Source organism: Amycolatopsis sp. NPDC114503 (assembly GCF_055633655.1).
This window is the reverse complement of sequence record NZ_JBVKDT010000016.1, coordinates 15,610-40,784: the sequence shown is the minus strand read 5'-3', so window position 1 is coordinate 40,784 and position 25,175 is coordinate 15,610. Positions and strand designations below refer to the sequence as shown.

19 protein-coding genes are annotated in these 25,175 nt (G+C 68.2%); 12 read left to right on the top strand and 7 right to left on the bottom strand.

Annotated elements, in window-relative coordinates:
- From ACZ7OI_RS42600 to ACZ7OI_RS42585, 4 genes are read left to right on the top strand one after another with little or no spacing between them, the layout of a single operon-like run.
- Window positions 1–1,230, top strand: a complete 1,230-nt coding sequence (locus ACZ7OI_RS42600; RefSeq protein ID WP_470269789.1) for an MCE family protein — start codon at window positions 1–3, stop codon at window positions 1,228–1,230.
- Complete coding sequence (locus ACZ7OI_RS42595) at window positions 1,230–2,492, top strand: MCE family protein (RefSeq protein ID WP_470269788.1); 1,263 nt, start codon at window positions 1,230–1,232, stop codon at window positions 2,490–2,492. The genes ACZ7OI_RS42600 and ACZ7OI_RS42595 overlap by 1 nt, the downstream gene beginning before the upstream one ends.
- 36 nt (window positions 2,493–2,528) lie before the next feature.
- Entirely contained in the window at window positions 2,529–3,137 is a 609-nt protein-coding gene (locus tag ACZ7OI_RS42590) for a hypothetical protein (RefSeq protein ID WP_344270046.1), read from the top strand.
- Window positions 3,138–3,163: 26 nt separating this feature from the next.
- A complete protein-coding gene (locus ACZ7OI_RS42585) occupies window positions 3,164–4,231 on the top strand; it encodes a hypothetical protein (RefSeq protein WP_470269787.1) in 1,068 nt (355 codons plus the stop codon).
- An 18-nt stretch (window positions 4,232–4,249) separates the two neighbouring features.
- On the opposite strand, the gene aroQ is transcribed toward ACZ7OI_RS42585, so the two are convergent.
- Window positions 4,250–4,735, bottom strand: a complete 486-nt coding sequence (aroQ, locus tag ACZ7OI_RS42580) for a gamma subclass chorismate mutase AroQ (protein ID WP_470269786.1) — start codon at window positions 4,733–4,735, stop codon at window positions 4,250–4,252.
- A 719-nt stretch (window positions 4,736–5,454) separates the two neighbouring features.
- On the opposite strand from aroQ, the gene rpoB reads away from it, so the two are divergent.
- The 3 genes from rpoB to ACZ7OI_RS42565 all read left to right on the top strand — a co-directional run bounded on the left by rpoB (window position 5,455) and on the right by ACZ7OI_RS42565 (window position 13,727).
- Window positions 5,455–8,958 carry a DNA-directed RNA polymerase subunit beta gene (gene rpoB, locus ACZ7OI_RS42575; protein ID WP_470269785.1) on the top strand — a complete coding sequence of 1,168 codons (3,504 nt, stop codon included), beginning with the start codon at window positions 5,455–5,457 and terminating at the stop codon, window positions 8,956–8,958.
- 89 nt (window positions 8,959–9,047) lie between these two features.
- Window positions 9,048–12,959, top strand: coding sequence for a DNA-directed RNA polymerase subunit beta' (locus tag ACZ7OI_RS42570; protein WP_470269784.1), 3,912 nt, complete (start codon window positions 9,048–9,050; stop codon window positions 12,957–12,959).
- Window positions 12,960–13,088: 129 nt separating this feature from the next.
- On the top strand, window positions 13,089–13,727 hold the full coding sequence (locus ACZ7OI_RS42565) for a double zinc ribbon domain-containing protein (RefSeq protein ID WP_470269783.1): 639 nt from the start codon (window positions 13,089–13,091) through the stop codon (window positions 13,725–13,727).
- Window positions 13,728–13,731: 4 nt separating this feature from the next.
- On the opposite strand, the gene ACZ7OI_RS42560 is transcribed toward ACZ7OI_RS42565, so the two are convergent.
- The 5 genes from ACZ7OI_RS42560 to ACZ7OI_RS42540 all read right to left on the bottom strand — a co-directional run bounded on the left by ACZ7OI_RS42560 (window position 13,732) and on the right by ACZ7OI_RS42540 (window position 18,929).
- The gene (locus ACZ7OI_RS42560) at window positions 13,732–15,234 is read right to left on the bottom strand and encodes a hypothetical protein (RefSeq protein WP_470269782.1); all 1,503 of its coding nucleotides are present in this window, start codon (window positions 15,232–15,234) and stop codon (window positions 13,732–13,734) included.
- A gap of 9 nt (window positions 15,235–15,243) precedes the next feature.
- The gene (locus tag ACZ7OI_RS42555) at window positions 15,244–16,398 is read right to left on the bottom strand and encodes a hypothetical protein (RefSeq protein ID WP_470269781.1); all 1,155 of its coding nucleotides are present in this window, start codon (window positions 16,396–16,398) and stop codon (window positions 15,244–15,246) included.
- Window positions 16,399–16,414: 16 nt separating this feature from the next.
- The gene (locus ACZ7OI_RS42550) at window positions 16,415–16,735 is read right to left on the bottom strand and encodes a hypothetical protein (protein WP_470269780.1); all 321 of its coding nucleotides are present in this window, start codon (window positions 16,733–16,735) and stop codon (window positions 16,415–16,417) included.
- Window positions 16,732–17,313, bottom strand: coding sequence for a YbaB/EbfC family nucleoid-associated protein (locus ACZ7OI_RS42545; RefSeq protein WP_470269779.1), 582 nt, complete (start codon window positions 17,311–17,313; stop codon window positions 16,732–16,734). The genes ACZ7OI_RS42550 and ACZ7OI_RS42545 overlap by 4 nt, the downstream gene beginning before the upstream one ends.
- A gap of 89 nt (window positions 17,314–17,402) precedes the next feature.
- Complete coding sequence (locus tag ACZ7OI_RS42540) at window positions 17,403–18,929, bottom strand: hypothetical protein (protein WP_470269778.1); 1,527 nt, start codon at window positions 18,927–18,929, stop codon at window positions 17,403–17,405.
- A 695-nt stretch (window positions 18,930–19,624) separates the two neighbouring features.
- Between ACZ7OI_RS42540 and ACZ7OI_RS42535 the strand changes: the two genes are divergently transcribed.
- From ACZ7OI_RS42535 to ACZ7OI_RS42515, 5 genes are all read left to right on the top strand, one after another.
- Complete coding sequence (locus ACZ7OI_RS42535; RefSeq protein ID WP_470269777.1) at window positions 19,625–21,487, top strand: hypothetical protein; 1,863 nt, start codon at window positions 19,625–19,627, stop codon at window positions 21,485–21,487.
- Window positions 21,488–21,546: 59 nt separating this feature from the next.
- Complete coding sequence (locus ACZ7OI_RS42530; RefSeq protein WP_470269776.1) at window positions 21,547–23,307, top strand: hypothetical protein; 1,761 nt, start codon at window positions 21,547–21,549, stop codon at window positions 23,305–23,307.
- Window positions 23,308–23,360: 53 nt separating this feature from the next.
- The gene (locus tag ACZ7OI_RS42525; protein WP_470269775.1) at window positions 23,361–23,825 is read left to right on the top strand and encodes a hypothetical protein; all 465 of its coding nucleotides are present in this window, start codon (window positions 23,361–23,363) and stop codon (window positions 23,823–23,825) included.
- A gap of 33 nt (window positions 23,826–23,858) precedes the next feature.
- On the top strand, window positions 23,859–24,092 hold the full coding sequence (locus ACZ7OI_RS42520; RefSeq protein ID WP_470269774.1) for a hypothetical protein: 234 nt from the start codon (window positions 23,859–23,861) through the stop codon (window positions 24,090–24,092).
- 64 nt (window positions 24,093–24,156) lie between these two features.
- Window positions 24,157–24,645 carry an MmpS family transport accessory protein gene (locus tag ACZ7OI_RS42515; RefSeq protein WP_470269773.1) on the top strand — a complete coding sequence of 163 codons (489 nt, stop codon included), beginning with the start codon at window positions 24,157–24,159 and terminating at the stop codon, window positions 24,643–24,645.
- On the opposite strand, the gene ACZ7OI_RS42510 is transcribed toward ACZ7OI_RS42515, so the two are convergent.
- Window positions 24,638–25,117, bottom strand: a complete 480-nt coding sequence (locus ACZ7OI_RS42510) for a GNAT family N-acetyltransferase (protein WP_470269772.1) — start codon at window positions 25,115–25,117, stop codon at window positions 24,638–24,640. The genes ACZ7OI_RS42515 and ACZ7OI_RS42510 overlap by 8 nt on opposite strands.
- Window positions 25,118–25,175: the final 58 nt, after the last annotated feature.

Here is a 25,175-nt window from a genome sequence, read left to right as displayed (position 1 = left end):
GTGAAGCGACTGACGAAGTTCGCCGCGGGCGGGGCGCTCACCACGGTGACCGCGCTCGTGCTGAGCGGCTGCGCGTTCAACGGCGTCTACGACGTCCCGCTTCCCGGCGGGGCCGACCTCGGCAGCCACCCGTACACGCTGAAGATCCAGTTCAAGGACGTGCTCGACCTCGTCCCGCAGTCCGGGGTGAAGGTCAACGAGGTGCCGGTCGGGCAGGTCAAGGAGATCGGGCTGACGCCGGACGGCTGGCATGCCGAGGTGACCGTCGAGGTCAACGGCGACGTCAAGCTGCCCGCCAACGCGATGGCCAACGTGAAGCAGTCGAGCCTGCTCGGCGAGAAGTACGTGGAGCTGGCCTCGCCCGGCGGCACCGAGGCGACCGGGCAGCTGGCGAACGGGGCGACCATCCCGCTCGCGCGCACCGGCCGCGACGTCCAGGTCGAGGAGGTGCTCGGCGCGCTGTCCCTGCTGCTCAACGGCGGCGGCGTGGAGCAGCTCAACACGATCACCAAGGAGCTCAACAACGCCACCGCCGGCCGCGAGCCGGACATCAAGGCGCTGCTGTCCAACGCGAACGAGCTGGTCACCAACCTCGACAACCAGTCGGCCAACATCACCCGCGCGCTCGACGGGCTGAACCGGCTGTCCATGACCCTGCGGGACCAGAAGGACAAGCTGGTCGGCGCCGTCGACAACCTCGGGCCCGGGCTCGGGGTGCTGGAGCAGCAGCGCGGCCAGCTGGTGACCATGCTGAACGCGCTCAACAACCTCTCCGGCGTCGCGACCGACACGGTGAACAAGAGCAAGGCGGACCTGGTGGCCGACCTGAAGGCGCTCACGCCGACGCTGCAGAAGCTCGGCGAGGCGGGCAGCGATCTGCCGAAGGCGCTGGAGATCCTGCTGACCTATCCGTTCACCGACCAGGCCTACAACGACGTCAAGGGCGACTACTTCAACCTGTTCGCGAAGGTCGACCTGAACCTGAAGAACGTCATCGACAACCTCGGCCGCAGCAGGCAGAACGGGCTGAACGGCTTGCTCCCGGTTCCCGGGCTGACCGGCGGCGTCGAGGGCACGCCGTCGAACCAGCCGCCGCCGCTGTCGTTCCCGGGCAGCCAGCCCGCGCCGCAGCAGCAGGCTCCGTCCTCGACCGGCGGCCAGGGCGGCGGGCAGCCGTCGCAAGGCGGGTTGTCCGGCCTGTTCGGGGTGCTTTCCGGAGGTGCTGGCTGATGTTGCTGCGCAGGACGAAAATCCAGCTGGTGCTGTTCGCGATCATCTCGGTCGTGGCCATCGTGTACGCGCTGATCCGCTTCGCCGGCCTCGGCACCGTGTTCGGCAGCAGCGGGTACACGGTGAAGCTGCAGCTCAACGAATCCGGCGGGATCTTCACGAACGCCGAGGTGACCTACCGCGGCTTCAACGTCGGCCGGGTCGGGCAGCTGCGGCTGACCCAGACCGGGCTCGAAGCCGACCTGAACATCGACCCGTCGGCCCCGCGCGTGCCGTCCGACCTCGACGCGGTGATCGCCAACCGGTCCGCGGTCGGCGAGCAATACGTCGACCTGCGGCCGAAGAACGACCAGGGCCCCTACCTCGCGGGCGGTTCGGTGATCCCGGCCGCGCGCACGAGCACCCCGGTCAGCACCGACCGGCTGCTCGGCGACCTCGACTCGCTGTCTGCCTCGGTGCCCACCGACGCGCTGCGCAAGGTCGTCGACGAGTCCTACGACGCCTTCCGCGGCACCGGCGGCGACCTGCAGAAACTGATGGACACCGCGCGCAGCTTCACCACCACCGCGCAGCAGTACCTGCCGCAGACCGTGCAGCTGCTGCAGGCCGGCGGCAAGGTGCTGGACACGCAGAACGACGAGGCGTCGAACTTCGCGTCCTTCTCCAAGAGCCTCAACCAGCTCAGCGGGACGCTCAAGAACTCCGACGGCGACCTGCGCAAGCTGATCGGCGTCACCCCGCAGGTGGCGACTCAGATCAGCCAGGTGGTCAAGGAGACCGGGCCCGGCCTCGGCGCGCTGACCGCGAACCTGCTGACGACGGCCAACCTGACCGTGACCCGGCTGGACGGCCTCGAACAGGGCCTGGTGACCTATCCGGCGCTGGCGGCCGCCGCGCCGTCGGTGGCCCCCGGCGACGGGACCGCGCACCTCGGCCTGGTGCTGAACCTGTTCAACCCGCCGTCGTGCACGAAGGGCTATCTGCCCTACAGCCAGTACCGGCCCGGTTCGGACACCTCGTACCGGCCGGAGGCCGACAAGGCCTACTGTGCTGAGCCGAAGGGCAGTCCGATCAACGTCCGGGGCTCTCAGAACGCGCCGTACAACGGCGTGCCGGTGCAGCCCTCGCAGCAGGACATCGCGGCCAACCAGAACCGGCCCGCGCAGCAGCTGCAGGAGCAGCGCGACGCGCAGGTGCCGGGCGTGGTCGGCAGTCCCGGGGTGTCCCTGAACAGCATGGGCTCCCTGCTGGGGCTCGGCTGACCGGGATTTGATGACTGTTACCTACTCTGGAGTGTTATGAGTGCCGAGCACGCGGTCGCCGAGGAAGAGGTGACCGCTGATACGCCCGAACCGGCTTCGGCCGGTGCGGCGCAGGAAAAGTGGACGCTTCCCGGATCGCCGCGCGTCTGGCTGCTCGGGTCCGGGGCGTTCGCCCTCGCCGCGCTGGTGGTGGCGATCGTGTTCGGGATCATGTGGCTGGTCGCGGAGATGGACGGCGACCGGGATCTGGCTTCGGCGCGCGACGACGTGCTCAAGGACGGTTCCGCCGCGGTGCTGGCCTACACCCAGGTCGACTACCAGCATCTCGACGACTACTTCGCCAAGCAGAAGGACGTCTCCAGCGACGACATGGCGAAGCAGATCGCGCAGGCCCAGCCGAACTACTCGAAGGCGCTGACCGACCAGAAGGTCAAGGTCACCACCACGATCCAGGACATCGCGGTCGAGGAGCTCAACGACCACGACGGCAAGGCCAGCTTCCTGGCCGCGATCAGCACGGACACCTCGGCAGGCGGCAAGAACGCCACCAAGGCGCTGCGGCTCGAGGTCCAGATGACCCGGGTCGACGGCAAGTGGAAGCTGTCCGGGATCGACCAAGTGCCGCTCGTCGCCGCCGGCCAGTAGCTTCACCCGCAGATCGGAGTTCCGCAGTGCCCCCCTCCCGTCGCCAGCCACCGCGCAGCAGCAGCACGCCACCGGCCCGCAGGCCGAAGGTCGCCGGGCTGCGCAAGCCGTCGGACCCGGCGGCGCCGGCGGCTTCGCCCAAGCCGCGCCCCCGGCCGCGGCCGCTTCCCGACGCGGATCCGGCCGAGGTGACCCAGGAGCTGCGGATTCCCCGCGGCGGGCTGGTGCGCCCGGCCGAGACTGAGCCCGAGACTGAGCCTGCGGTCGAGGAAGACGTCGTTGAAGCCGCTGAGCCGGAAGCCGAGGTTTCCGGGCCCAGCAAGGACGCTCCGGCCGAAGAGGTCGACGCGCTCACCGGCGAAACGGTCGACGAAGAAGACACGGAAGACGCTGAACCGGCCCGGCCGAGCCCGCGGAGGAAGACGCGGGACACCGGTTCGGCGAAGCCCTCGGACGTCGAGGAAGCCGAGGCCAAGGCACGGGCCGACGACGACGCTGAGATCCCAGCTCAGCGGTCCGTCGTCAGCCGCAATACCGTGCGGGTCGCGCTGCTGCTGGTGGTCGGCCTCGCGCTGGTCGCCGCGGCGGTCATCTTCCAGGTCAAGGGCTCCGACGCGGCCGATTCGACGAGCAACCGCGCGGTGCTCGACGTGGCGAAGACCGCGCAGGTGAAGGACCAGGTCTCGAAGTCGATCGAGACGCTGTTCTCCTACGACTTCAACAACATCAAGAAGACCGAGGACGCGGCCAACCAGCTGCTCGCGACCGACCAGGTCAAGACGAGCTACAACGCGCTGATGGGCCAGGTCAAGAAGCTCGCGCCGCAGCAGAAGGTGGTCGTGACCTGCAAGGTCACCCGCAGCGCGGTGATCCGGCTGAACGGCGATCTCGCCAGGGTGATGCTGTTCATCGACCAGACGTCGACGCGCGCGGACACCAAGCAGACCGCCGCAGGCACGGCGCAGATGCACGTGGACGCCCAGCTGCAGGGCGACACCTGGAAGATCACCGACATGGACACCTACAAGGCCGCCGGACCGGCCGCCGGTGCGCCCGCGCCGTCGGTGCCCGCCTCAGCCCCGCCGTCCAAGTAAGACAGTCCTAGGCAGACGTCACGGCCCGTTCCCGGAAGCTCCGGGGGCGGGCCGTTGTCGTGTCAGAGTCCGGAAAGCCGTCCGGAGCGGCTCCTGCTTCAGCTCGTCCGGCGTTTCGGGCGGCGCGAGGGGTTCCGGGCCGGTCGCGGCCAGCCGGTCCAGCAGAGCGACTGTGAGGCCGTCCAGCTCGGCGCGCAGCACGGACAGGTCGGGTCCGCCGGTCGGGCGGTCGCCGGGATGCTCGGTCCAGTGCGCATAGAGGCTCTGCTGGACTTGCTTGCTGGCGGCGATCTGGTCGGCGAGCACTCTCGCGGCGAGGTCCGGGTTGAGGCCGATTTCGCGGGCCAGCGCCCGGACTCGAGCCAGCTCCCGCTGCTCCCGGACGGGATCGTCGACCGGCCGCCCGGCCCCGAACTTCGCGGCGGCGACCTGCTCGCTGATCGCCAGCCTGCGCAGGACCAGCTCGGGAAGCGAGGCGTTGGGTTCCGGCTTGGGTTCCGGCATCGTGCGCACCTCCGGGAGTTCGGCCCCGCCCAGTTGATCACCGGGACCGCGCCGCTGCCAACCGCCGTCTCCCGCCGCGCGCAACCCCTGCCCGGGGGACCCGGAATCCGGGTTCGAGCTGCCCGAAGTTCCCCTGCTCCGCCCTGACTCCCCGCGCGTGACCGCTCGCGGAATGTGATCCATCCCGCGCCTGCCGCGCCGCGCCGAAATCCACCGTCGCGGCCGCTCGGGAGCTGCCGACCTGCGCCTCGGCCGGGCCGACCTGCGCCGAGATCCCCGGGTACCCGGCGGTAACCTCGGCGGCGCCAGGATCGGTCACCCTGCGCTGTCCCGCTTCGACGCTGCGCCAACCGGCGGGACCGCCGCGCGGCATCTTGACTCAATCGCCGCGTGGGTTCACGCTTACTGCCAACGGTCACGGCCGGGGAACGCGAACCTTGCGGGAGGGGCGCGAAAACCCGGGCGAACCGGGAGCCGGAAGGTCGCAGTGAGGCTCAGGGAGAGCACTGCCCCAAGGTGACGCGATGCAGGCTGGGCCCCGTCGGGAGTGCCCCCTGGACAGACCGCGCCATCGGGGCTAGACTGCTTCTTTGCGCTGCCCTCTTTCAGGCTGCCCGGAGCCGGTAGTTAGGATAGTGGGCACACGGCACCCCTGACAGTCCGCGACAGCTGTTGCCATCGCGGCTGCTCACCGCTCATTGTCCCCGGAAGGACGCATCTTGGCAGTCTCTCCCGCGAACCAGGCCACTGCTGCGACCACCTCGGCTGAATCCCGCGCGCAGGCCACGGGAATCCCCGGAGCGCCCAAGCGGGTCTCCTTCGCGAAGATCCGCGAGCCACTCTCCACCCCGAACCTGCTTGACGTCCAGATCCAGTCGTTCCAGTGGTTCACCGGCAACGAGGCGTGGTTCGAGCGCCGCGTCAACGAAGGCGAAGAAAACCCGGTCGGCGGTCTGGAAGAGGTCCTCAACGAGATCTCGCCGATCGAGGACTTCTCGGGCTCGATGTCCCTGTCCTTCTCCGCTCCGCGCTTCGACGAGGTCAAGGCCTCGATCGAGGAGTGCAAGGACAAGGACATGACGTACGCGGCCCCGCTGTTCGTCACCGCCGAGTTCGTCAACAACAACACCGGCGAGATCAAGAGCCAGACGGTCTTCCTGGGCGACTTCCCGGTGATGACCGACAAGGGCACCTTCATCATCAACGGCACCGAGCGGGTCGTCGTGTCCCAGCTGGTGCGTTCTCCGGGCGTGTACTTCGACAGCAGTGTCGACAAGACGACCGACAAGGACGTCTTCAGCGTGCGCGTGATCCCGAGCCGCGGCGCGTGGCTCGAGTTCGACGTGGACAAGCGCGACACCGTCGGCGTCCGCATCGACCGCAAGCGCCGCCAGCCGGTCACCGTGCTGCTGAAGGCGCTGGGCTGGTCCACCGAGGCGATCCGCGAGCGCTTCTCGTTCTCCGAGACGCTGCTGGCCACCCTCGAGAAGGACCACACCGCCGGCACCGACGAGGCGCTGCTCGACATCTACCGCAAGCTGCGCCCGGGCGAACCGCCCACGAAGGAGAGCGCGCAGACGCTGCTGGAGAACCTGTTCTTCAAGCCGAAGCGCTACGACCTGGCCAAGGTCGGCCGCTACAAGGTCAACAAGAAGCTGGGCCTCGACACCCCGTACGAGACCGGCACGCTGACCGAAGAGGACATCGTCTCGGCCATCGAGTACCTGGTCCGGCTGCACGCCGGCGAGGACAAGATGACCAGTGTCGCCGGCGTCGAGGTGCCGGTCGAGACCGACGACATCGACCACTTCGGCAACCGCCGCCTGCGCACCGTCGGCGAGCTGATCCAGAACCAGATCCGGGTCGGCCTCTCCCGCACCGAGCGCGTCGTGCGCGAGCGCATGACGACGCAGGACGTCGAGGCGATCACGCCGCAGACCCTGATCAACATCCGCCCGATCGGCGCGGCGATCAAGGAGTTCTTCGGCACCTCGCAGCTGTCGCAGTTCATGGACCAGAACAACCCGCTGTCGGGCCTGACGCACAAGCGTCGTCTTTCGGCCCTCGGCCCGGGCGGTCTGTCCCGTGAGCGCGCCGGCATGGAGGTCCGCGACGTCCACCCGTCGCACTACGGCCGGATGTGCCCGATCGAGACGCCGGAAGGCCCGAACATCGGCCTGATCGGCTCGCTGTGCTCCTACGCGCGGGTCAACCCGTTCGGCTTCATCGAGACGCCGTACCGCAAGGTCGTCGAGGGCCAGGTCACCGACCAGGTCGACTACCTGACCGCGGACGAGGAAGACCGTTACGTCAAGGCGCAGGCGAACGCGCCGCTGACCGACGACGGGCACTTCGAAGAAGAGAAGGTCCTGGGTCGCCGCAAGGGCGGCGAGGTCGAGCTGATCGACCCGCTCGAGATCGACTACATGGACGTGTCGCCGCGGCAGATGGTCTCCGTCGCCACCGCGATGATCCCGTTCCTGGAGCACGACGACGCGAACCGCGCGCTGATGGGCGCGAACATGCAGCGGCAGGCTGTTCCGCTGCTGCGCAACCAGGCTCCGTACGTGGGCACTGGTGTGGAGCTGCGCGCCGCGGTCGACGCCGGGGACGTCCTGGTCGCCGAGCAGGCGGGCGTGGTCGAGGAGCTGTCCGCGGACATCATCACGATCATGCACGACGACGGCACGCGGAAGAGCTACGGACTGTACAAGTTCCGCCGCTCCAACCACGGCACGTGCTTCAACCACCGGCCGATCGTCAACGAGGGCGACCGGGTCGAGCAGGGCCAGGTCATCGCCGACGGCCCGTCCACCGAGAACGGTGAGATGGCGCTCGGCAAGAACCTCCTCGTCGCGGTCATGCCGTGGGAGGGCCACAACTACGAGGACGCGATCATCCTCTCCGAGCGCCTGGTGCAGGACGACGTGCTGACGTCGATCCACATCGAGGAGCACGAGATCGACGCCCGTGACACCAAGCTGGGCGCCGAGGAGATCACCCGGGACATCCCGAACGTCTCCGAGGAGGTCCTGGCCGACCTCGACGAGCGCGGCATCATCCGCATCGGCGCCGAGGTCCGCGACGGCGACATCCTGGTCGGCAAGGTCACGCCGAAGGGCGAGACCGAGCTGACCCCGGAGGAGCGCCTGCTCCGCGCGATCTTCGGCGAGAAGGCGCGCGAGGTCCGCGACACCTCGCTGAAGGTGCCGCACGGCGAGACCGGCAAGGTCATCGGCATCCGCGTGTTCTCGCGCGAGGACGACGACGAGCTGCCCCCGGGCGTCAACGAGCTGGTCCGCGTCTACGTGGCCCAGAAGCGCAAGATCCAGCCGGGCGACAAGCTCGCCGGCCGACACGGCAACAAGGGTGTCATCGGCAAGATCCTGCCGGTCGAGGACATGCCGTTCATGGAGGACGGCACCCCGGTCGACATCATCCTGAACACCCACGGTGTTCCGCGACGGATGAACATCGGCCAGATCCTCGAGCTGCACCTCGGCTGGCTGGCCTCGCAGGGCTGGACGATCGAGGGCAACCCGGACTGGGCGAAGAACCTGTCCGAGGAGCTCTACGACGTCGCGCCGAACACGAACACCGCCACCCCGGTGTTCGACGGCGCGAAGGAAGAGGAGCTCACCGGGCTGCTCGGGGCGACCAAGCCGAACCGCGACGGCGAGCGCATGGTCAAGGAGAACGGCAAGGCCACGCTGTTCGACGGCCGCTCCGGCGAGCCGTACCCGTACCCGGTGTCGGTCGGCTACATGTACATCCTGAAGCTGCACCACCTGGTCGACGACAAGATCCACGCCCGCTCCACCGGCCCGTACTCGATGATCACCCAGCAGCCGCTCGGTGGTAAGGCGCAGTTCGGCGGCCAGCGCTTCGGCGAGATGGAGTGCTGGGCGATGCAGGCCTACGGCGCGGCTTACACGCTGCAGGAACTGCTCACGATCAAGTCGGACGACGTGGTCGGCCGCGTCAAGGTGTACGAGGCGATCGTGAAGGGGGAGAACATCCCCGAGCCGGGCATCCCGGAGTCGTTCAAGGTGCTCCTCAAGGAGCTCCAGTCGCTGTGCCTCAACGTCGAGGTGCTCTCCAGCGACGGTGCGGCGATCGAGATGCGCGACTCCGACGACGAGGACCTCGAGCGCGCCGCGGCGAACCTCGGCATCAACCTGTCCCGCAACGAGTCGCCCTCGGTGGACGACGTCGTGCACTGATTCGGTGTCGAGCCGGGATCTGCCTCCCGCGGATCCCGGCTCCACCGCCGACCCCTCTCTAGCCGAAACAACCCCAAGGGGACTTAGACGTGCTGGACGTCAACTTCTTCGATGAGCTCCGGATTGGCCTCGCCACCGCCGACGACATCCGTCAGTGGTCCTTCGGCGAGGTCAAGAAGCCGGAGACCATCAACTACCGGACCCTCAAGCCGGAGAAGGACGGGCTCTTCTGCGAGAAGATCTTCGGCCCGACCCGGGACTGGGAGTGCTACTGCGGCAAGTACAAGCGCGTCCGGTTCAAGGGCATCATCTGCGAGCGCTGCGGCGTCGAGGTCACTCGCGCCAAGGTGCGTCGTGAGCGGATGGGCCACATCGAGCTGGCCGCGCCGGTCACGCACATCTGGTACTTCAAGGGCGTTCCGTCGCGCCTTGGCTACCTGCTTGACCTGGCGCCCAAGGACCTCGAGAAGATCATCTACTTCGCGGCTTACGTCATCACCGGCGTGAACACCGAGCTGCGGCACAACGACCTGCCGACCCTCGAGAACGAGATCGGCGTCGAGCGCAAGAACCTCGAGACGAAGCGCGACGCCGACATCGAGGCCCGCGCGCAGAAGCTGGAAGCCGACCTGGCCGAGCTGGAGGCGGAGGGCGCGAAGTCCGACGTGCGCCGCAAGGTCAAGGAGGGCGGCGAGCGCGAGATGCGCCAGCTGCGCGACCGCGCCGGCCGCGAGCTGGACCGTCTCGAGGAGGTCTGGACGACCTTCACGAAGCTCGAGCCGCGTCAGCTGATCGCAGACGAGCTGCTCTACCGCGAGCTGATCGACCGGTACGGCGAGTACTTCACCGGCGGCATGGGCGCCGAGGCGATCCAGAAGCTGGCGACCGAGTTCGACGTCGCCGCGGAGGCCGACAACCTGCGCGACACCATCCGCAACGGCAAGGGGCAGAAGAAGCTCCGCGCGCTGAAGCGGCTCAAGGTCGTCGCCGCGTTCCAGGCGACCGGCAACGACCCGCGCGGCATGGTGCTCGACGCCGTCCCGGTCATCCCGCCGGACCTGCGCCCGATGGTGCAGCTCGACGGTGGCCGCTTCGCCACGTCGGACCTGAACGACCTGTACCGCCGCGTGATCAACCGGAACAACCGGCTCAAGCGGCTGATCGACCTCGGCGCGCCCGAGATCATCGTCAACAACGAGAAGCGGATGCTGCAGGAGGCCGTCGACGCGCTGTTCGACAACGGCCGCCGCGGGCGTCCGGTCACCGGCCCGGGCAACCGGCCGCTGAAGTCGCTGTCCGACCTGCTCAAGGGCAAGCAGGGCCGGTTCCGTCAGAACCTGCTGGGCAAGCGTGTCGACTACTCCGGCCGTTCGGTCATCATCGTCGGCCCGCAGCTGAAGCTGCACCAGTGCGGTCTGCCGAAGGACATGGCGCTCGAGCTGTTCAAGCCGTTCGTCATGAAGCGGCTGGTCGACCTGAACCACGCGCAGAACATCAAGTCCGCCAAGCGGATGGTGGAGCGCTCGCGGCCGCAGGTGTGGGACGTGCTCGAAGAGGTCATCACCGGCCACCCGGTGATGCTGAACCGTGCGCCGACCCTGCACCGGCTGGGCATCCAGGCCTTCGAGCCGCAGCTGGTCGAGGGCAAGGCCATCCAGCTGCACCCGCTGGTCTGCGAAGCGTTCAACGCGGACTTCGACGGCGACCAGATGGCGGTGCACCTGCCGCTGTCGGCCGAGGCGCAGGCCGAGGCCCGGATCCTGATGCTGTCGGCGAACAACATCCTGTCGCCGGCGTCGGGCCGTCCGCTCGCCATGCCGCGTCTGGACATGGTCACCGGTCTGTTCCACCTGACCCGGCTCAACGAGAACGCCGAGGGCGCGGGCAACGCGTACTCCTCGCCCGCCGAGGCGATCATGGCGTTCGACCGCAAGGCGCTGAGCCTGCACGCCCCGGTCAAGATCCGCGTCACCGACCGTCAGCCGGCGAAGGCCGACGAGGCGGCGCTCGCGGAAAAGGGCTGGGAGCCGGGCAAGGCGTGGCTGGCCGAGACGACGCTGGGCCGCGTGCTGTTCAACGACCTGCTGCCGGCGGACTACCCGTTCATCAACGAGCCGATGCCGAAGAAGCGGCAGGCGGCCATCGTGAACGACCTCGCCGAGCGGTACTCGATGACGCAGGTCGCGCAGACGCTGGACAAGCTCAAGGACGCCGGTTTCTACTGGGCGACCCGCTCGGGCGTCACGGTCGCGATCTCGGACGTGCTGACCCCGGTCGGCAAGAAGGCCATTCTCGACGAGTACGAGGGCAAGGCCGACCAGGTCGAGAAGCGGTACCAGCGCGGTCAGCTGTCCCACGCCGAGCGCAACAACGAGCTCGTCAAGGTGTGGACGCAGGCGACCGAAGAGGTCCACAAGATCATGGAGACGGCGCTGCCGGACGACAACCCGATCGCCATGATCGTGAAGTCGGGCGCGGCGGGCAACATGACGCAGGTCCGTTCGCTGGCCGGTATGCGTGGTCTGGTGTCGAACCCGAAGGGCGAGTACATCCCGCGTCCGATCAAGGCGAACTTCCGTGAAGGCCTGTCGGTGGCGGAGTACTTCATCGCCACGCACGGCGCCCGGAAGGGCCTGGCGGACACGGCGCTGCGTACCGCGGACTCGGGTTACCTGACCCGTCGTCTGGTGGACGTTTCGCAGGACGTCATCGTCCGCGAGGTCGACTGCGGCACCACGCGCGGCATCATGATGCCGATCGGCGAGGACCTCGGCGACGGCAAGGTCGTGCGCGACCAGCACGTCGAGACCTCCGTGTACGCGCGGAACCTCGCGACGGACGCGGTGGACGCCAAGGGCAACGTCGTGCTGAACGCGGGCGACGACGTCGGCGACCCGGCGCTGGACAAGCTCATCTCCAGCGGCATCACCAAGGTGAAGGTCCGTTCGGTGCTGACCTGCGAGTCGGCCGTCGGTGTGTGCGCGACCTGCTACGGCCGTTCGATGGCGACGGGCGAGCTCGTCGACGTCGGCGAGGCGGTCGGCATTGTCGCCGCCCAGTCGATCGGTGAGCCGGGCACGCAGCTGACGATGCGTACGTTCCACCAGGGTGGTGTCGCCGGTGACGACATCACGACCGGTCTGCCCCGTGTCACCGAGCTTTTCGAGGCTCGCGTGCCGAAGGGCAAGGCTCCGATCGCGGACGTCGACGGCCGCGTGCGGATCGAGGAGAGCGAGCGGTTCTGGAAGATCACCCTGATCCCGGACGACGGGTCGGAGGAGATCGTCTTCGACAAGCTGTCCAAGCGGCAGCGGCTCGCGAACACCCCGAACGGCCCGCTGGGCGACGGCGACCACGTCAACGTCGGACAGCAGCTGCTCGAGGGCACGCCGGACCCGCACGAGGTCCTGCGCGTCATGGGCCCGCGCGAAGCGCAGATGCACCTCACGGACGAGGTCCAGAAGGTGTACCGGGCGCAGGGTGTGTCGATCCACGACAAGCACATCGAGGTCATCGTGCGGCAGATGCTGCGCCGCGTGACGATCATCGACTCCGGCGCCACGGACTTCCTGCCGGGCGAGCTGCCCGAGCGGACGAAGTTCGAGGCGACGAACCGGGCCGCGGTCGCCGAGGGCGGCGAGCCGGCTTCGGGCCGTCCGGTGCTGATGGGCATCACGAAGGCGTCGCTGACCACGGACTCGTGGCTGTCGGCGGCCTCGTTCCAGGAGACCACGCGAGTCCTGACCGACGCGGCCATCAACGGCCGCTCGGACAAGCTCGTGGGCCTCAAGGAGAACGTCATCATCGGTAAGCTCATCCCGGCCGGTACGGGCATCAACAAGTACCGGAACATCCAGGTGCAGCCGACCGAGGAGGCGCGGGTCGCGGCGTACGCGATCCCGTCCTACGACGACGGTTACTACACCCCGGACGTGTTCGGTTCGGGCACCGGCGCCGCGGTTCCGCTGGACGACTACGACTTCGGTCGCGACTTCCGCTGAACCAGCCGTAGCTGAACGAAAAGCCCCCGGTCCTCGTGACCGGGGGCTTTTTCGTCGCGGTGCGTAGCGGGTCCGGAGACGGTACTTGTACGGTCGTGTCTCGGCTTCCGGTGGCTTACATTCGCGCGCGTGGCTGATGTCGTGCCGTTCACGGACAACTTCTCGGATCTCTCCAACGCGCAGGGGTACCAGTTCGAGTTCCGTTGCGAGCGCTGCGGAAACGGGTACCGCTCGGCGTTCCAGCGGGACGCGATGGAAACCGGGCGCAGCATGTTGCGCGCGGTGGGCTCGTTCTTCGGCGGGACGCTGCAGCAGCTGAGCAGCTCGGCGGACCAGTGGAAATACGACCGCGCGACGAACTCGTCGGCGAAGGACCGAGCGCTGACCGCGGCGGTCGAGGAGATCACGCCGCGCTTCCGTCAGTGCCGCGGCTGCAGCGACTGGATGTGCGCGGATCAGTGCTGGAACGAGGAAATCGGCCAGTGCCTGCGCTGTTCGCCCATCGTGGCGGAGGAGATCTCGCGCGCGCAGGCGGCGGCGCAGCGGGACCAGATCTGGGACAAGGCGCGCGAGAAGAACTGGACCAAGGATCTGGATCTGGGCACCCGCGCGAAACTCACCTGCCCGGACTGCGGGCTGAAGGTGAACGGCGGGAAGTTCTGCACAGGGTGCGGGAGTTCACTGGCCCCGACTGTCCATTGTGGAGAGTGCGGTAAGGAATCCAAGGCGGGGGCGGTGTTCTGCGCGGATTGCGGGCACCGGCTCTGAGGGGTCAGACCTTGGCGAGGGTTTCGCGGGTCTTTCGGACCCGGCGGGGGACGCTCGGGAAGTAAGTGCGCTTGATCAGCAGGAGTCCTGGGAAGAGCCAGATCAGCGCGCCGAGCAGATCGACGGCCGCGAACACCGAGCCGACCTGGTATCCCGGATGTCCCCAGAACGGGCCGACCGCGACCTTGACGACGGTGCCCGGCGCGGGGAGCTCGTTCTTGATCCAGTCGGCGGTGATGGCGCGGATGCTGCCGTCTTGCTCGTAGGTTCCGTCGATCTCGGCCCGATCCTCAGTGCACGACATGCCGCCGCTGGTGGTCACGCAATGCCGGGTGCCGCCTTCGCTGACCCGGGAGACCGTCACTTGCACCTGCGGAGCCAGCCTCGTCAGCACGGCCAGCGAGTTGCCCGCCGGTGCCACGCCGATGATGATCATGGCGAGTGCGATGAGAGTCCGCGCGGTCAGCGAAACCGAGGTGACCGGTTGCCGGTCCCGGGCGTCGCGCCTGCGGTTCAGCGGAGTGCGGATGAACCCGCCGCGCTTGCCGATCCACGCGTCGTAGCGGGTGTCGGCGCTGGCCGCGACCGAACGGAATTGCCGGTCGCCTGCCCACTTCTCCCAGATCACCGAGGGAACGGCCGCGGCGAGCATCGCGAGCTTGCGGGAGTTGTCGAACATCCGGTCTTCGGTCAGCCCGCCGGTGTCGGTGGTCCAGAGCGCGTCCTCGCGGAAGGCGACCTGGTGAACGCGGAAGAACCGGTCGTTCAGGAGCAGCTCGCGGACCTCGCCGGTGAGCATTTCCCGGGCGAATTCCGGATCCGAGGTGTAGACGGAGAACCGGCGGTCGAATTCGGGATCGACCTCGAATTCGTGCAGCGTGGTGTCCGGACGCAGCCAGCCGAACTGGTTGCGGGTGATCCGCATGTCTTCCAGCGGAGTGAAGTGGTCCGGGGCGAAGGCTTTGGTCTTCGGCGCGATAGTCAGCGCGGGCACGTTCGGGATCCGCACCTCCACGACCGAGTAGATCGAACTGAGCGCTTCGGTCAGCTTCGACTTCCGGCGGAAGTTTTCGTCCCGGTACGGGGATTCGGTCGAATACTCGATGCCGAGCAGCCGGTGCCCACGATGGGTGAACTCGACCGTGGCCCGGCTCGGCCAGGGATCGGGATGATCCCGCGGGACGGCAAGCCCGTGGCGGGCAAGGAAACCGAAACTGGGCTCAGTGGTTGAATCGACGCGCTTGACCCAGTGCTGCTGGTGCCAGCCCCGCCAGGCAAACAGCGCTGCGACGACCGCCGGTACGCCGTACCAAGCCAGCGCGGGCACGGCTGCGCTGGCGGAGAACCAATACAGCGCCATGAAGGAAACCGTGATCCCGCAGAGGGTATGGAACACCGCTGCGAGGACCGCGCTGCGACGCTCGGCCCAGGCGGCGATCCAGAGCAGAACGAGGGCCAGCGCGCTGCCGCCGAACAAATACCCGGGGACAATCAGCTCGACCGCCATGCGGCGACCTTACATGTCGAGATTTTCGCGAGTGTCTTCCTCGGAGTGCGGTCCCGCTTTGTCGAGGGCTTCTCCTGACTTGTGGAAGTCGCGGGAATTGCTGATCGTCTTGTCGGCAATGTCGTAGATGCCCTTGCCGACGTAGGCGGAACCCTTCTTGAAGTCGGCCGGGTTCACCCCGAACGTTTGCTTGAAGATCTCGCCCGGCGCGTTCTTGAGCGTGCCGAGAGCTTCCTCGCCGGTCGCCTTCAGCCTGGTGCCGACGCTCTCGGACTTGCCGAGGATCCCCGTGATCGCCTTCTGCTCGCCCGGCTTGATCATCGTTCCGCCCGCGTTGAGCTTCGAGCCCTGCTTGATCATGTCGTCGGTCCACTTGCCGAGGAACGCGATGAACTTGTCGAGCAGTTTGCCGAGCTTGCCGAGGTGCTTGGTGACCTTGCCGATCACGCTGGCGACCTTCGCGACCGAGGCCGTCATCGCGGCGGCGACCGAGGAGCCGAGGCTGACGATCGACGCGGCGAGCGCGGGCAGCCAGAGGTAGATCAGCCAGCTGACCAGTTCGGAGATGATCGCCTTGACGACCTCTTCGATGACGGTCATCACCATCGACCACATCTGCAAGGTCTCGGCGACCGCGCCGGCGCTGGAGCCGATGCCCTTGATGCCTTCGGAGAACTGGGCCAGCGCCTTCTTCGCGGCCTCGCCGCCCTCGCCCTGCCAGTCCTTGAGCGATTCGTCGCCCTTCTTGACGAAGTCCTCGGCCAAGGTGACGAAGCCCTTGCCGATCTCGACGAAGTTGCCCGAGGCCTCCTTGAGCGCGGGACCGTCGCCGGTCACGAAGTGCAGCGCGTCCTGCAACGGCTGGATCAGTTCGATCAGCATGTTCAGCCCGTTGCTGACCAGCCAGCCGACCGGGTCGAGCGCGAAGCTCACCGCGTCCGCGGCCGCCCCGGCAACGAAACCCGCGCCCTCTTGCAACAGCTGTCCGCTGGCCGCGGCGACGTCGCCGACGTCCTCTGCTGTGCGGAAGTTCTTAGCGGCACCCGAGATAGTGCTGTAGCCCTTGCCGACGAACGGTGTCTTTTTGAACGCCTCTTCGACGTTGTGACCCAACCCGTCCTCGTGCTCGACCTTTACCTTGTCGGCGACGCTGTCCTGTCCCATGAGTTCCCCCTGCCGCTCAGAGCGGTCCGTCGATCTTCGCGTCGAACTTGCCGAAGGTCATGACGGCGTCCTTCTCGTGCCCGTCGTAGATCTCCGCGGCCTTGTCGAGCTTTCCCTGGAACGCCTCGACGCCGCTCTTCATGGCTTCGAGCAGCTGCTTCAGCTCGTCGAGCTTGCCGGTGTAGGTCTGCTTGGCGATCAGTCCGATCAGGCCCCACGACTTGTCGCCCACGTCGGCCTGGCCCACCAGATTGCCGAACTTGCCCGCTTCGCTCTTGTAGTGGTCGAGTTCGGTCGAGTACTTCGTGATGGCGGTGGTCACGACGCTGTGGGTCATCGGTGGTCCTCCTCGTCGTCGAACAAGTTCTTGAGGAACTGGTCGCCCGCCGACGCCGAGGGCGGCGGCGGAGGAGGCGCCTGGGCCGTCTTCTGTTCGTCGCGAAGCAGGTCGTTGTTCGCGAAGTCCTCGTCGTCCCGAGCCGGTGCCGCCTGGTGCGGCTGCTCCTCCGGCAGGTTGGACTCCAGTTCCTCGACCGTGGTTCCCAAGCCGGCCGCTTGGGCTTCGAGGACCTGTTCGGACACGTTCAGGCCGAAGGCGGTGCCCACGTGCTCGTCGACGATGCCCGCCTGCTTGCGCGCCGACTCGGCGACGGCCTGGTGCAGGGTCGTCAGGATCGAGGCGGCCAGCTGGTCCGGCTGCAGCCGGAGCGCGTCCGGGGTGAGCCGGAGATCCTTGACCGAGCCGCTCGGGCCCGCGACGACGGTGACCGAGCGATCCGCCGAGGTCACCGAGGCTTCGAGGGCCTCCAGCTCCTCCTGCATGTCGCCGACCTTCGCGAACTGCGCTTCGGCCTGTTTGATCCTCGTCTGGAACTTCTCGAACTCCGCGAGGAGCTGCTCCATCCCTGCCGACACGGCAGTCACCTCTTTCCTGCGCTTCACCTGATGTGCGGATTATGCCGGTTAGGTCTGTTTAATGCTGCGAAGTCGGCCGATCGGGGTGGTCAGGCCGAGGGTTGGCCGAGATCGATCTGCCGGGATTCCTGGATCCTGCGCAGGATGCGGACTCTTCGGGGTGTCCGCGGCCGGAAGACGGTCTTGAAGAACAGGAGCCCGAGAACCAAGGGGACCAGCGAGCCGAGGACCGTCATGACGATGGCGGTCGTGCTCTGGAACACCGTGTGCCACCAGATCGGGCCGATCCGAACGTCCACGATGTCGCCTCGGTTCGGCAGCTCGCCGATGCTCCAGCCGGTGACGACGTCGTGGATCCGGCCGTCGAGCTGGTAGGTCCCGCGCACCGCTGCCGACCGGCTGCCGCAGGTCTGGGTGCGGTTCGAGCCGCAGGAGTAGCCGGGATCGCCGGCCTGGGTGTCGACGACGGTGAGCTGGACTTCGGACCCGAGGCCCGCGGCGGTGGCCAGACCGTTGACGATCGGAATCAGGCCGCCCACCACCATGGCCGTGGCGAGCAGTGAACGCGTGAGCACCGTTGTCGGGGCGAGCGGTTGCCGGTCCATCGATTCGCGGTAGCGGTTGACCCGGTTCCGCACGAAACCGCGGCGCTGCCCGAACCACAGGTCGTAGCTCGTTTCCGCGCGGGCGGCCACGCGGCTGAACTCGGTGCCCGGCCACAGGTTCGGTGCGACGGCCGCGGCGAAGACGGCGAGGTGGCGGGCGCTGCCGAGCAGCCGGTCTTCGTTCAACCCGTCGGCCTCGGCGGTCCAGAGCGCGTCGCGGTCGAACACGACCTCGTGGACCCGGAACCACAGATCGGTGAGGAGGAGTTCGCGTACCTCGGGGGTGAGCACCCGGGCGGCGAACTCCGGATCCTCGGCGGTGACCTCGAAACGGCGGTCGAATTCAGCGTCCACCTCGAGCTTCCGCGGTTCTCCCGCGAAGAGCTGCGCAGACGGTTTCACCGAGGGCTTCGGGGTGCCGACCTGGATCCGGGTGATGCGGGCGTCCTCGAAGGGAGTGGCGTAGTCCGGCTCGAACGCTCCGACCTTGGGGGTGATCAGCAGGGCCGGACTGGAGGGGATCCGCAGCTCGATCATCGAGTAAATGCCGCCGACCCGGTCGGTGGCCCTGTCGGTGACCGAATCCGGTTCGGAGAGCGGGTACTCGACCCCCAGCACCCGGTGACCCTGGTGTTCGAATTCGAGGATCCGTCGCAGCGACGAGCGGTCCTGCTGGTCGAACGGCCACGTGCGGCCCCGCTTCGGCAGGACTCCGAAGGTCGCTTGGTCGGTGGTGCCGAGACGGCGGAGCGAAGCGCGTTGCCGGCCGGTCTGCCAGAGGATGACGGCGGCGAACGCCAGCGGCAGGACGATCCACACCGCCAGCGGGGCGCGGACCTCCATGCTCGCGGTGAACCAGGTCAACGTCGTGCCGATGAAGACCAGGCCGCAGGCGATGTTGCTGACCGCCGACGTGACGGTGCCGCCGCCTTCTGCCCGGCCCGCGATCCAGAGCAGGGCGAACGCGGCCAGGTAGCCGACGACGATGTACCAGGGAAGCGATTGGGTCATCGTTCATCCAGGCCGAGGCTGAGCGTTTCGTCTCCGGACTCCACGAAATCGAGGGCGACGAAGCCCTCGCTGTCCTGCCCCATGTCGTCCCCTCCCGCGGCCCAGCGTTCCCGGCGCGGATTATGCCGCTTCTGCGAGGTTTTCGCCCCCGGATTGAGAACCGGCCGACCGGCGCGAGAGGGAAAGTTCCCGGCATTCGATCACGAAAAGGTAACGAACATATCGGGCGAACAGCCCCTCCCCGGACGCCGAAGCGGCGAACATACTTTGGGCCGAACGGAGCATCGCAGGTCAGCGCGGCGGCCTCGGCCGGTCGCGGCAGGAGCGGCGGGCAACTCGGCCCAGTTCGTGGGATATTCACCCCTTCGGTCGATGTTCCCACGATTGATCACCGCATTGACAGTGCGTGCGGTTCGCCAGAGTATTTCGCGCATGTCCTTTCCGGTTGCCCTGGTGTGGCGTCTGCACGTGGATCTGCGCCAGCAGGCCAGTGCGCTGTGTAGGGATTCCTGACCTTTTCTCCCGGCCGCGTCCGGCTGGCTTATTTCTCTTGCCCCGCAACGGGTTTCTCTGACCCGAGGGGAAAAACGCTTTCTCTGTTCGGCGTGGGTTTCGCGCGGGTTTCGTGCTGCCTCGAGAACGGGGAAAGAAGTGCCTTCGCGGGCGCTTCACGGGAACACAAACAGGGAGACACAATGCGATTCAGCTCCTCCTCGGGCGCCCCGCCCCGATGGCGGAAAGCGCTGACCGTCGCCGGCGCGGTCGCGCTCGCGATCGGTGCGGTGACCTACACCGGGTCCAGCACCAGCGCTTACGCCGACGTCCAAGTGGTCACCGACGCCAAAACCGCGTCTGACGGCAAGCAGTACTGGGTGCAGAACCATCTGGTGAGCAAAGACCTTGCCGCGCAAGCGCGTTCCGCCGACGGCACGCCGAAGAAGTGGCTGCTGGTCTGGGCGGGCGACGAGAACATCGCCGACACCGCGGTGAAGGACGTCAAAAACCTGCCGGGCTCGCTCGGCGGCGGCCTCGGCAAGGTCAAGAATGCCTTGCCTGGACCTGATTTCCTCGCGGTGATCGACGCGACGCAGGGCTCGCCGACGTACGGCAAGGTGGTGAACACCGCGACCGTCGGGCCGCTCGTCGAGAACGAGCCGCACCACATGCAGTACGTGTGGCACAAGGGCGACACGATCTACGCCGGCGCGTTGTTCGCCGCGGCGACGTACGCGTTCGACGTCAGTGCGTTGCCCCAGCTCAAACTCAAGGGCATCAGCCTGCCGACGCAGACGCTCGGCGGTTCCGTGCCCGACGCGTATTGGGTGCTGAAGGACGGCACCGCGTACGGCACGTACATGGGCGGCCCGGTCGTGCCCGGCCCGTACGCGTATCAGGACGGTTCCACGCAGATCGGCAACGGCTTCGCCGGCAGCCCCGGTGAGGTCGTGCGCTTCGACCAGAACGCGCAGGTGCTGTCGCAGAGTCCGGCGGCGACCCCGCAGGGCGACAACGCGAAGCTGTGCGACAACCTGCCACAGCTGGGCAAACCGTCCTGCGCGAACCCGCACGGCGTCCAGGCGCGCGAGGATCTCAACACCCTCGTCACCAGTGACTACGCCGAACCGCGCAACATCATTCTCGACCCGGTGAAGCAGCCGTCGCCGTATCTGCGCCGTCCGACGATCCGCACCTGGGACATCTCCGACCGCAACCACCCGAAGCTGAAGGCGGTGTCCTACCTGCAAGACGGCCCGCGGGCGAACCCGGCGGATCCGCTGCACTCGGAAAGCCGCGCGGTCATGGAGACCACGGTGACGAACAAGCCCGGCCACAAGGGCGCGTTCGCCGAGACGATGCAGGGCGGCGCGATCTTCTACACGCCGGACATCACGGCGAAGGATCCGCACTGGATCGAGGTGTTCGACGACGGCACCGCGGGCAAGCCGATCTACTCGCAGAACGACTCGAACGGCGCCAGCTCCAACGGCGGCTGGCTGCAGACCAGCCCGGACGACCGGTTCCTGTACCACGCGGTGCAGGGCAGGCAGAAGGGCGCGCTCGGCCCGGACGACCCCGGCACCACCGGCGGCGTATACGTGCTCGACATCCAGAAGCTGGTCGCGGCCGGCGACAAGGTCGAGGACATCAAGGGCCGCGTCGACACCAAGGAAAAGGCGCAGCAGGGCGGCGGGGGAGACCTGCCGACCGTCGTCGGCTCCGCGCCGATCAACCCGGGAGTGCCCGGGGCCGGTCCGCACTGGGGCGCGTACGACAACTTCGCGCTCGGCCAGGACGGTTTCTACCACGAAACCACGCAGCCGCAGCACATCGCGGTGTCGAACTACTTCGTCGCCCGGTCCGGTTTGGACGGTGACCACAAGGTCAACCTGCTGAACCTGTCGCCGGACGGGAAGGTCGCGGTCGATCAGAACTTCCGCGACGAGTTCACCGGGCAGGTCGGCCTCAACTTCAACCGGAAGTCGTGGCCGCACGGGGACTTCGGCAACGCCAAGCCGCACTCCGAGCTGTTCGTGGTCGCCGACCAGAACGTGAAGTAACTCCCTCCCGGCGCGCGGGCGTCCGTCCGCGCGCCGGGATCCTCTCCTGGAAGGTCTCCATGGATCACCACGTCACTCCGGTCGTCACCGGATCGTCCGGTGTGGACAGTGCCGCGCTGGTGCTGCGGCTGATACTGCTGCTGGCGACGGCATTCCTCGCCGGTACCGGGATTCTGCGCCCGCTCGTCGGTCCGCTGCCGCGCAAGCTGTGGCTCACCACCGGCGTGCTGGGCGTCGGTTCGGCGGTGCTGGCCGCGGTGTCGGCGGCGACGGTCGACGTCAATCTCGTCGCGCTGATCGTCCACGTCGTGCTCGCGCTGGCGGTGCCGGTGCTGCTGCGGTGGCCGTCGGTGGGCCGTTGGGCTTCGCTCGCACTGGTCGTGCTCGTGGTGCTGGAAACCTCCGTCGACGGCTCTGGGATCTCCTTCGCCATCGACACCGTGTACGTCGCCGCGGCCGCGCTGTGGTTCGGCGTGACGCTGCTGTCGGCGTGGGTGCCGGTGGAGGAGTGGCGGTCGACGCCATTGCGCGTCGGTCCGCTTTCGGTCAGCCTCGCCGGACTGCTAACGCTCGCGGGCGTCGTGCAACTCGGCGTCTCCGGGGTCGCCTTCGACCGACGGTTGTACGAAACGCTCTTCGGTATCTCGCTCATCGTGGTGGTCCTGCTGCCCGCTGCAGTCACCGTGGTGTCCGCAATCTTGTTGTCTCGCAACGCTTCCATTCGTGGTTACCGCTACGGCGTCGCTGGCGTCGCGCTCGGTTTCGTCGCGTGGAGCGCGCTTGCCGCGGTACCGCAGCCAGCTCCGTTGCCCGTCCCCGGAGTGCCGGTGCTGGCCGACGCGACGGTCGGCGGTGCGACGGTCCCGGTGCTGGTCAGCCCGCACCGACCCGGGCGCAATCTCGTGCACTTCCCTTCGAGCGCGGGTGCGGACCTGTCCGCTGGCGTCGAGGGCGGGATCGTGACCACCGCGGCGGCCCGGGCCGGTGCGGAAGGCAGCTGGGCCGAGGTCGAACTTCCGGCTGGACGCAGCACTCTCGTGGTGCGCAAGGGCGACGCGACCACCACGGTCGACGTCGACGCGGGCACCGAGGCAGGCCCGGCGGTGTCAGACGCGGACGCACCCGAGTGCGCGGAAGCCGCACTCGGCGGTCTGGTGGCGCAGAAACGCGACGTGCTCGCCAGCTGTCCGGCAGAGGCGTTGTCGCCGGAGGACCGCGGTTCGCTGGTGAAGCTGGTCGAATTCCTTGCCTCGCGGAAGCCGTCGGCGATCACGCTGGTCGAAGACAAGTCGCCGCGCGGGGTGCAGGCCGCGCAGCTCGTCCGCGAGACCGCTGCCCGCACCGGTCTGCCGGTGCGTCCGGACGCGGCGGCGGACACCGCGCTGGTGGTCGTCTCCGGCTGGAGCGACGGGTACCTCGCGATGAGCCGCGCCGCCGAATCTCAGCGGCTCAAACCGACGCACCAGTTCGGCCTTTACCTCGCTCCGTGGCTGCTCAACGGACCCATCGTCAACACCGTGGCCAGCGCGGCCATGCCGCTGCGCTTCGACCCGCGCGACCAGCTCGCGGTGAGCTACGCGGTGGCCGTCGGCAACAGCTTCGGCGGAGAAAGCCCGTCGCTAGGCGGTTTCCGGACCTGGCTCGGTCCACAGTGGACAGCGGTGAACGGCGAGGTGCAGCTGTTCGCGGCCGCGCAGGTCAACGCGATGCCGATGTACCCCAACGAACCGCACGCGCCCGGCATGCAGGCCGCGCGCGACTACGCCGGGCAGTGGATCCCCGACGGAACCATCGTCCCGATCAGCGGCGCGCTCCGCTGACCGCAGTTCCCTCTCCGAAGAAAACCCAAGAACCCCGAAGAAAGGAAACCCTGATGAAACGCATTGCCGCCCGGATCCTGCTGCCGCTCGCCGCGGCCGGGGCGTTCGCCGGATTCGCCGGGGGAGCGGCCGATGCCGCCACCCCGGAGACGTCCGCAGCCGGTCAGCCCGCCGCGGGACAGTCCGCTGCCGGTCTGCCCGCTGGGCTGCCTTCGTTGCCGACCGGCGGCCTGCCGTCCTTGCCGACCGGCGGCCTGCCCTCGTTGCCGACCGGCGGCCTGCCATCCCTGCCGACCGGCGGCCTGCCCTCGTTGCCGACCGGCGGCCTGCCGTCTCTGCCCTCCCTGCCGAACCTGCCCGCCCCGGGCCTGCCCGGCGTCCCCGGCGCACCGACCGGCGGCGGACCGTCGGTCTGGGTCGTCCCCGGCCTCGACGCGGGCAGCCTCCTCGGCCCGACCGCCCAAGCCCCGGCCCAGCTCCTCGCGCCGGTGTTCCACCTCGTCACCGCCGTTTCCTGAGCCGCCGTTTCCTGAGCACAGAAGGAGAAACCCGTGAAAAAGACCGTCATCCGAGCCGTCGCCGCCACCGCGCTCGCCGGAGCCGCCGTCCTCGGCGCCGCCGCGCCCGCGCTGGCCGCCACGCAGGACCAGCCCGGTGTCACCGTCGTCGACGAACCGGACACGTCGAACCTGAACAACATCTGGACGTTCGCCCCGCTGGGCGTCCCGGTGCTGGGCCTGATCCAGTCGCTGAACGGCGTCCCCGGCCGGATCCTGCCCGGCTGACCCCGCCTCCGCCGGTGGTTCCCCTCGTCCCCGGGAACCACCGGCGGTCCCGGAAAGAAGGACCATGGACAGACAACTGATCGGCCGGCTCGCGATCGCCGGGATCGCAGTCGCCGCCGTCGCCGCGACGGTAGTGATCCTCGGCGACGACCCAGCGCCCGCTCCAGCCGCCGTGTCCGCGCCCACGACCGCCCCAGTGCCGCAGCGCGCCCCAGACCGCACAGTGACCCGCACCTTGGCCCCGACGACGTCCACCGGGCCGGTCGCGCCGGTTCCGTCCAGCTGGCAGATCACCTACGAACTCGCGGGCTCCGGCACCGCCACCGTGGTTTACGACGACAACGGCCTCGGCCTGGTGCACCAGGAGCTGTCTGTGCCGTTGCCCTGGAGCAAGACCCTGACCTGGCCGAAGACCGCCGTCCCGCCGACGGTGCAGCTGATGGGCCAGTCGAGCGGCCCGGTCGAATGCCGGATCTCGGTGAACGGCGTGCCGGCGCGGTCCGCGAAAGCCTCCAGCGGCGAGGTGGCCAGCTGCGCGGGACGGCTCAGCTGAGGTCTTTCGAGAACCAGTGCTCGGCGTACTGGTCGTCGTTGAACGCCTCGACCTCGGCGTAGCCCATCGACGCGTACAGCGCGCGTGCTTCCACCAGATCGTCCCGGGTGTCGAGCCGCATCCGGGACGAGCCCAGCCGCTTGGCCGCCTCTTCAGCCGCCGCGACGATCAGCTTCCCGCCGCCGTGCCCGCGATGCTCCGGGCGCACGTACACCTTCGTCAACGCGCTCAGCCCCGGCTCCACCATCCGGACTCCGACACAACCGGCCGGCTTCCCCTCGCGGTGGGCCAAAAGGAACGCTCCGGTCGGCGCGACGAGGCCGTCGCTGGGCTCGTCGGCCAGCGCCTCGTCCACCTCGGCGGGCGTGGCGGGGCGGCCGTAATACCGCGACGCAAGCTCGTCCATGTACTCGCGCAGGATCGCCGTCGCGTCGGGGTGTTCGGCCGGGATTTCGCTGATCTTCCAGTCCACGTCCCTCATCTTGGGGAGCCCGTCCACCGATTTCCCCGGCAGGTACCGTGCAGACCGG

Bases quoted from the DNA above. Each gene is read 5' to 3' on its own strand.
- ACZ7OI_RS42525 (WP_470269775.1), top strand. From the start codon at position 23,361: ATGAAACGCATTGCCGCCCGGATCCTGCTGCCGCTCGCCGCGGCCGGG.
- ACZ7OI_RS42535 (WP_470269777.1), top strand. From the start codon at position 19,625: ATGCGATTCAGCTCCTCCTCGGGCGCCCCGCCCCGATGGCGGAAAGCG.
- ACZ7OI_RS42515 (WP_470269773.1), top strand. From the start codon at position 24,157: ATGGACAGACAACTGATCGGCCGGCTCGCGATCGCCGGGATCGCAGTC.
- ACZ7OI_RS42530 (WP_470269776.1), top strand. From the start codon at position 21,547: ATGGATCACCACGTCACTCCGGTCGTCACCGGATCGTCCGGTGTGGAC.
- ACZ7OI_RS42555 (WP_470269781.1), bottom strand. From the start codon at position 16,398: ATGGGACAGGACAGCGTCGCCGACAAGGTAAAGGTCGAGCACGAGGAC.
- ACZ7OI_RS42550 (WP_470269780.1), bottom strand. From the start codon at position 16,735: ATGACCCACAGCGTCGTGACCACCGCCATCACGAAGTACTCGACCGAA.
- ACZ7OI_RS42590 (WP_344270046.1), top strand. From the start codon at position 2,529: ATGAGTGCCGAGCACGCGGTCGCCGAGGAAGAGGTGACCGCTGATACG.
- ACZ7OI_RS42540 (WP_470269778.1), bottom strand. From the start codon at position 18,929: ATGACCCAATCGCTTCCCTGGTACATCGTCGTCGGCTACCTGGCCGCG.
- ACZ7OI_RS42560 (WP_470269782.1), bottom strand. From the start codon at position 15,234: ATGGCGGTCGAGCTGATTGTCCCCGGGTATTTGTTCGGCGGCAGCGCG.
- aroQ (WP_470269786.1), bottom strand. From the start codon at position 4,735: ATGCCGGAACCCAAGCCGGAACCCAACGCCTCGCTTCCCGAGCTGGTC.
- ACZ7OI_RS42595 (WP_470269788.1), top strand. From the start codon at position 1,230: ATGTTGCTGCGCAGGACGAAAATCCAGCTGGTGCTGTTCGCGATCATC.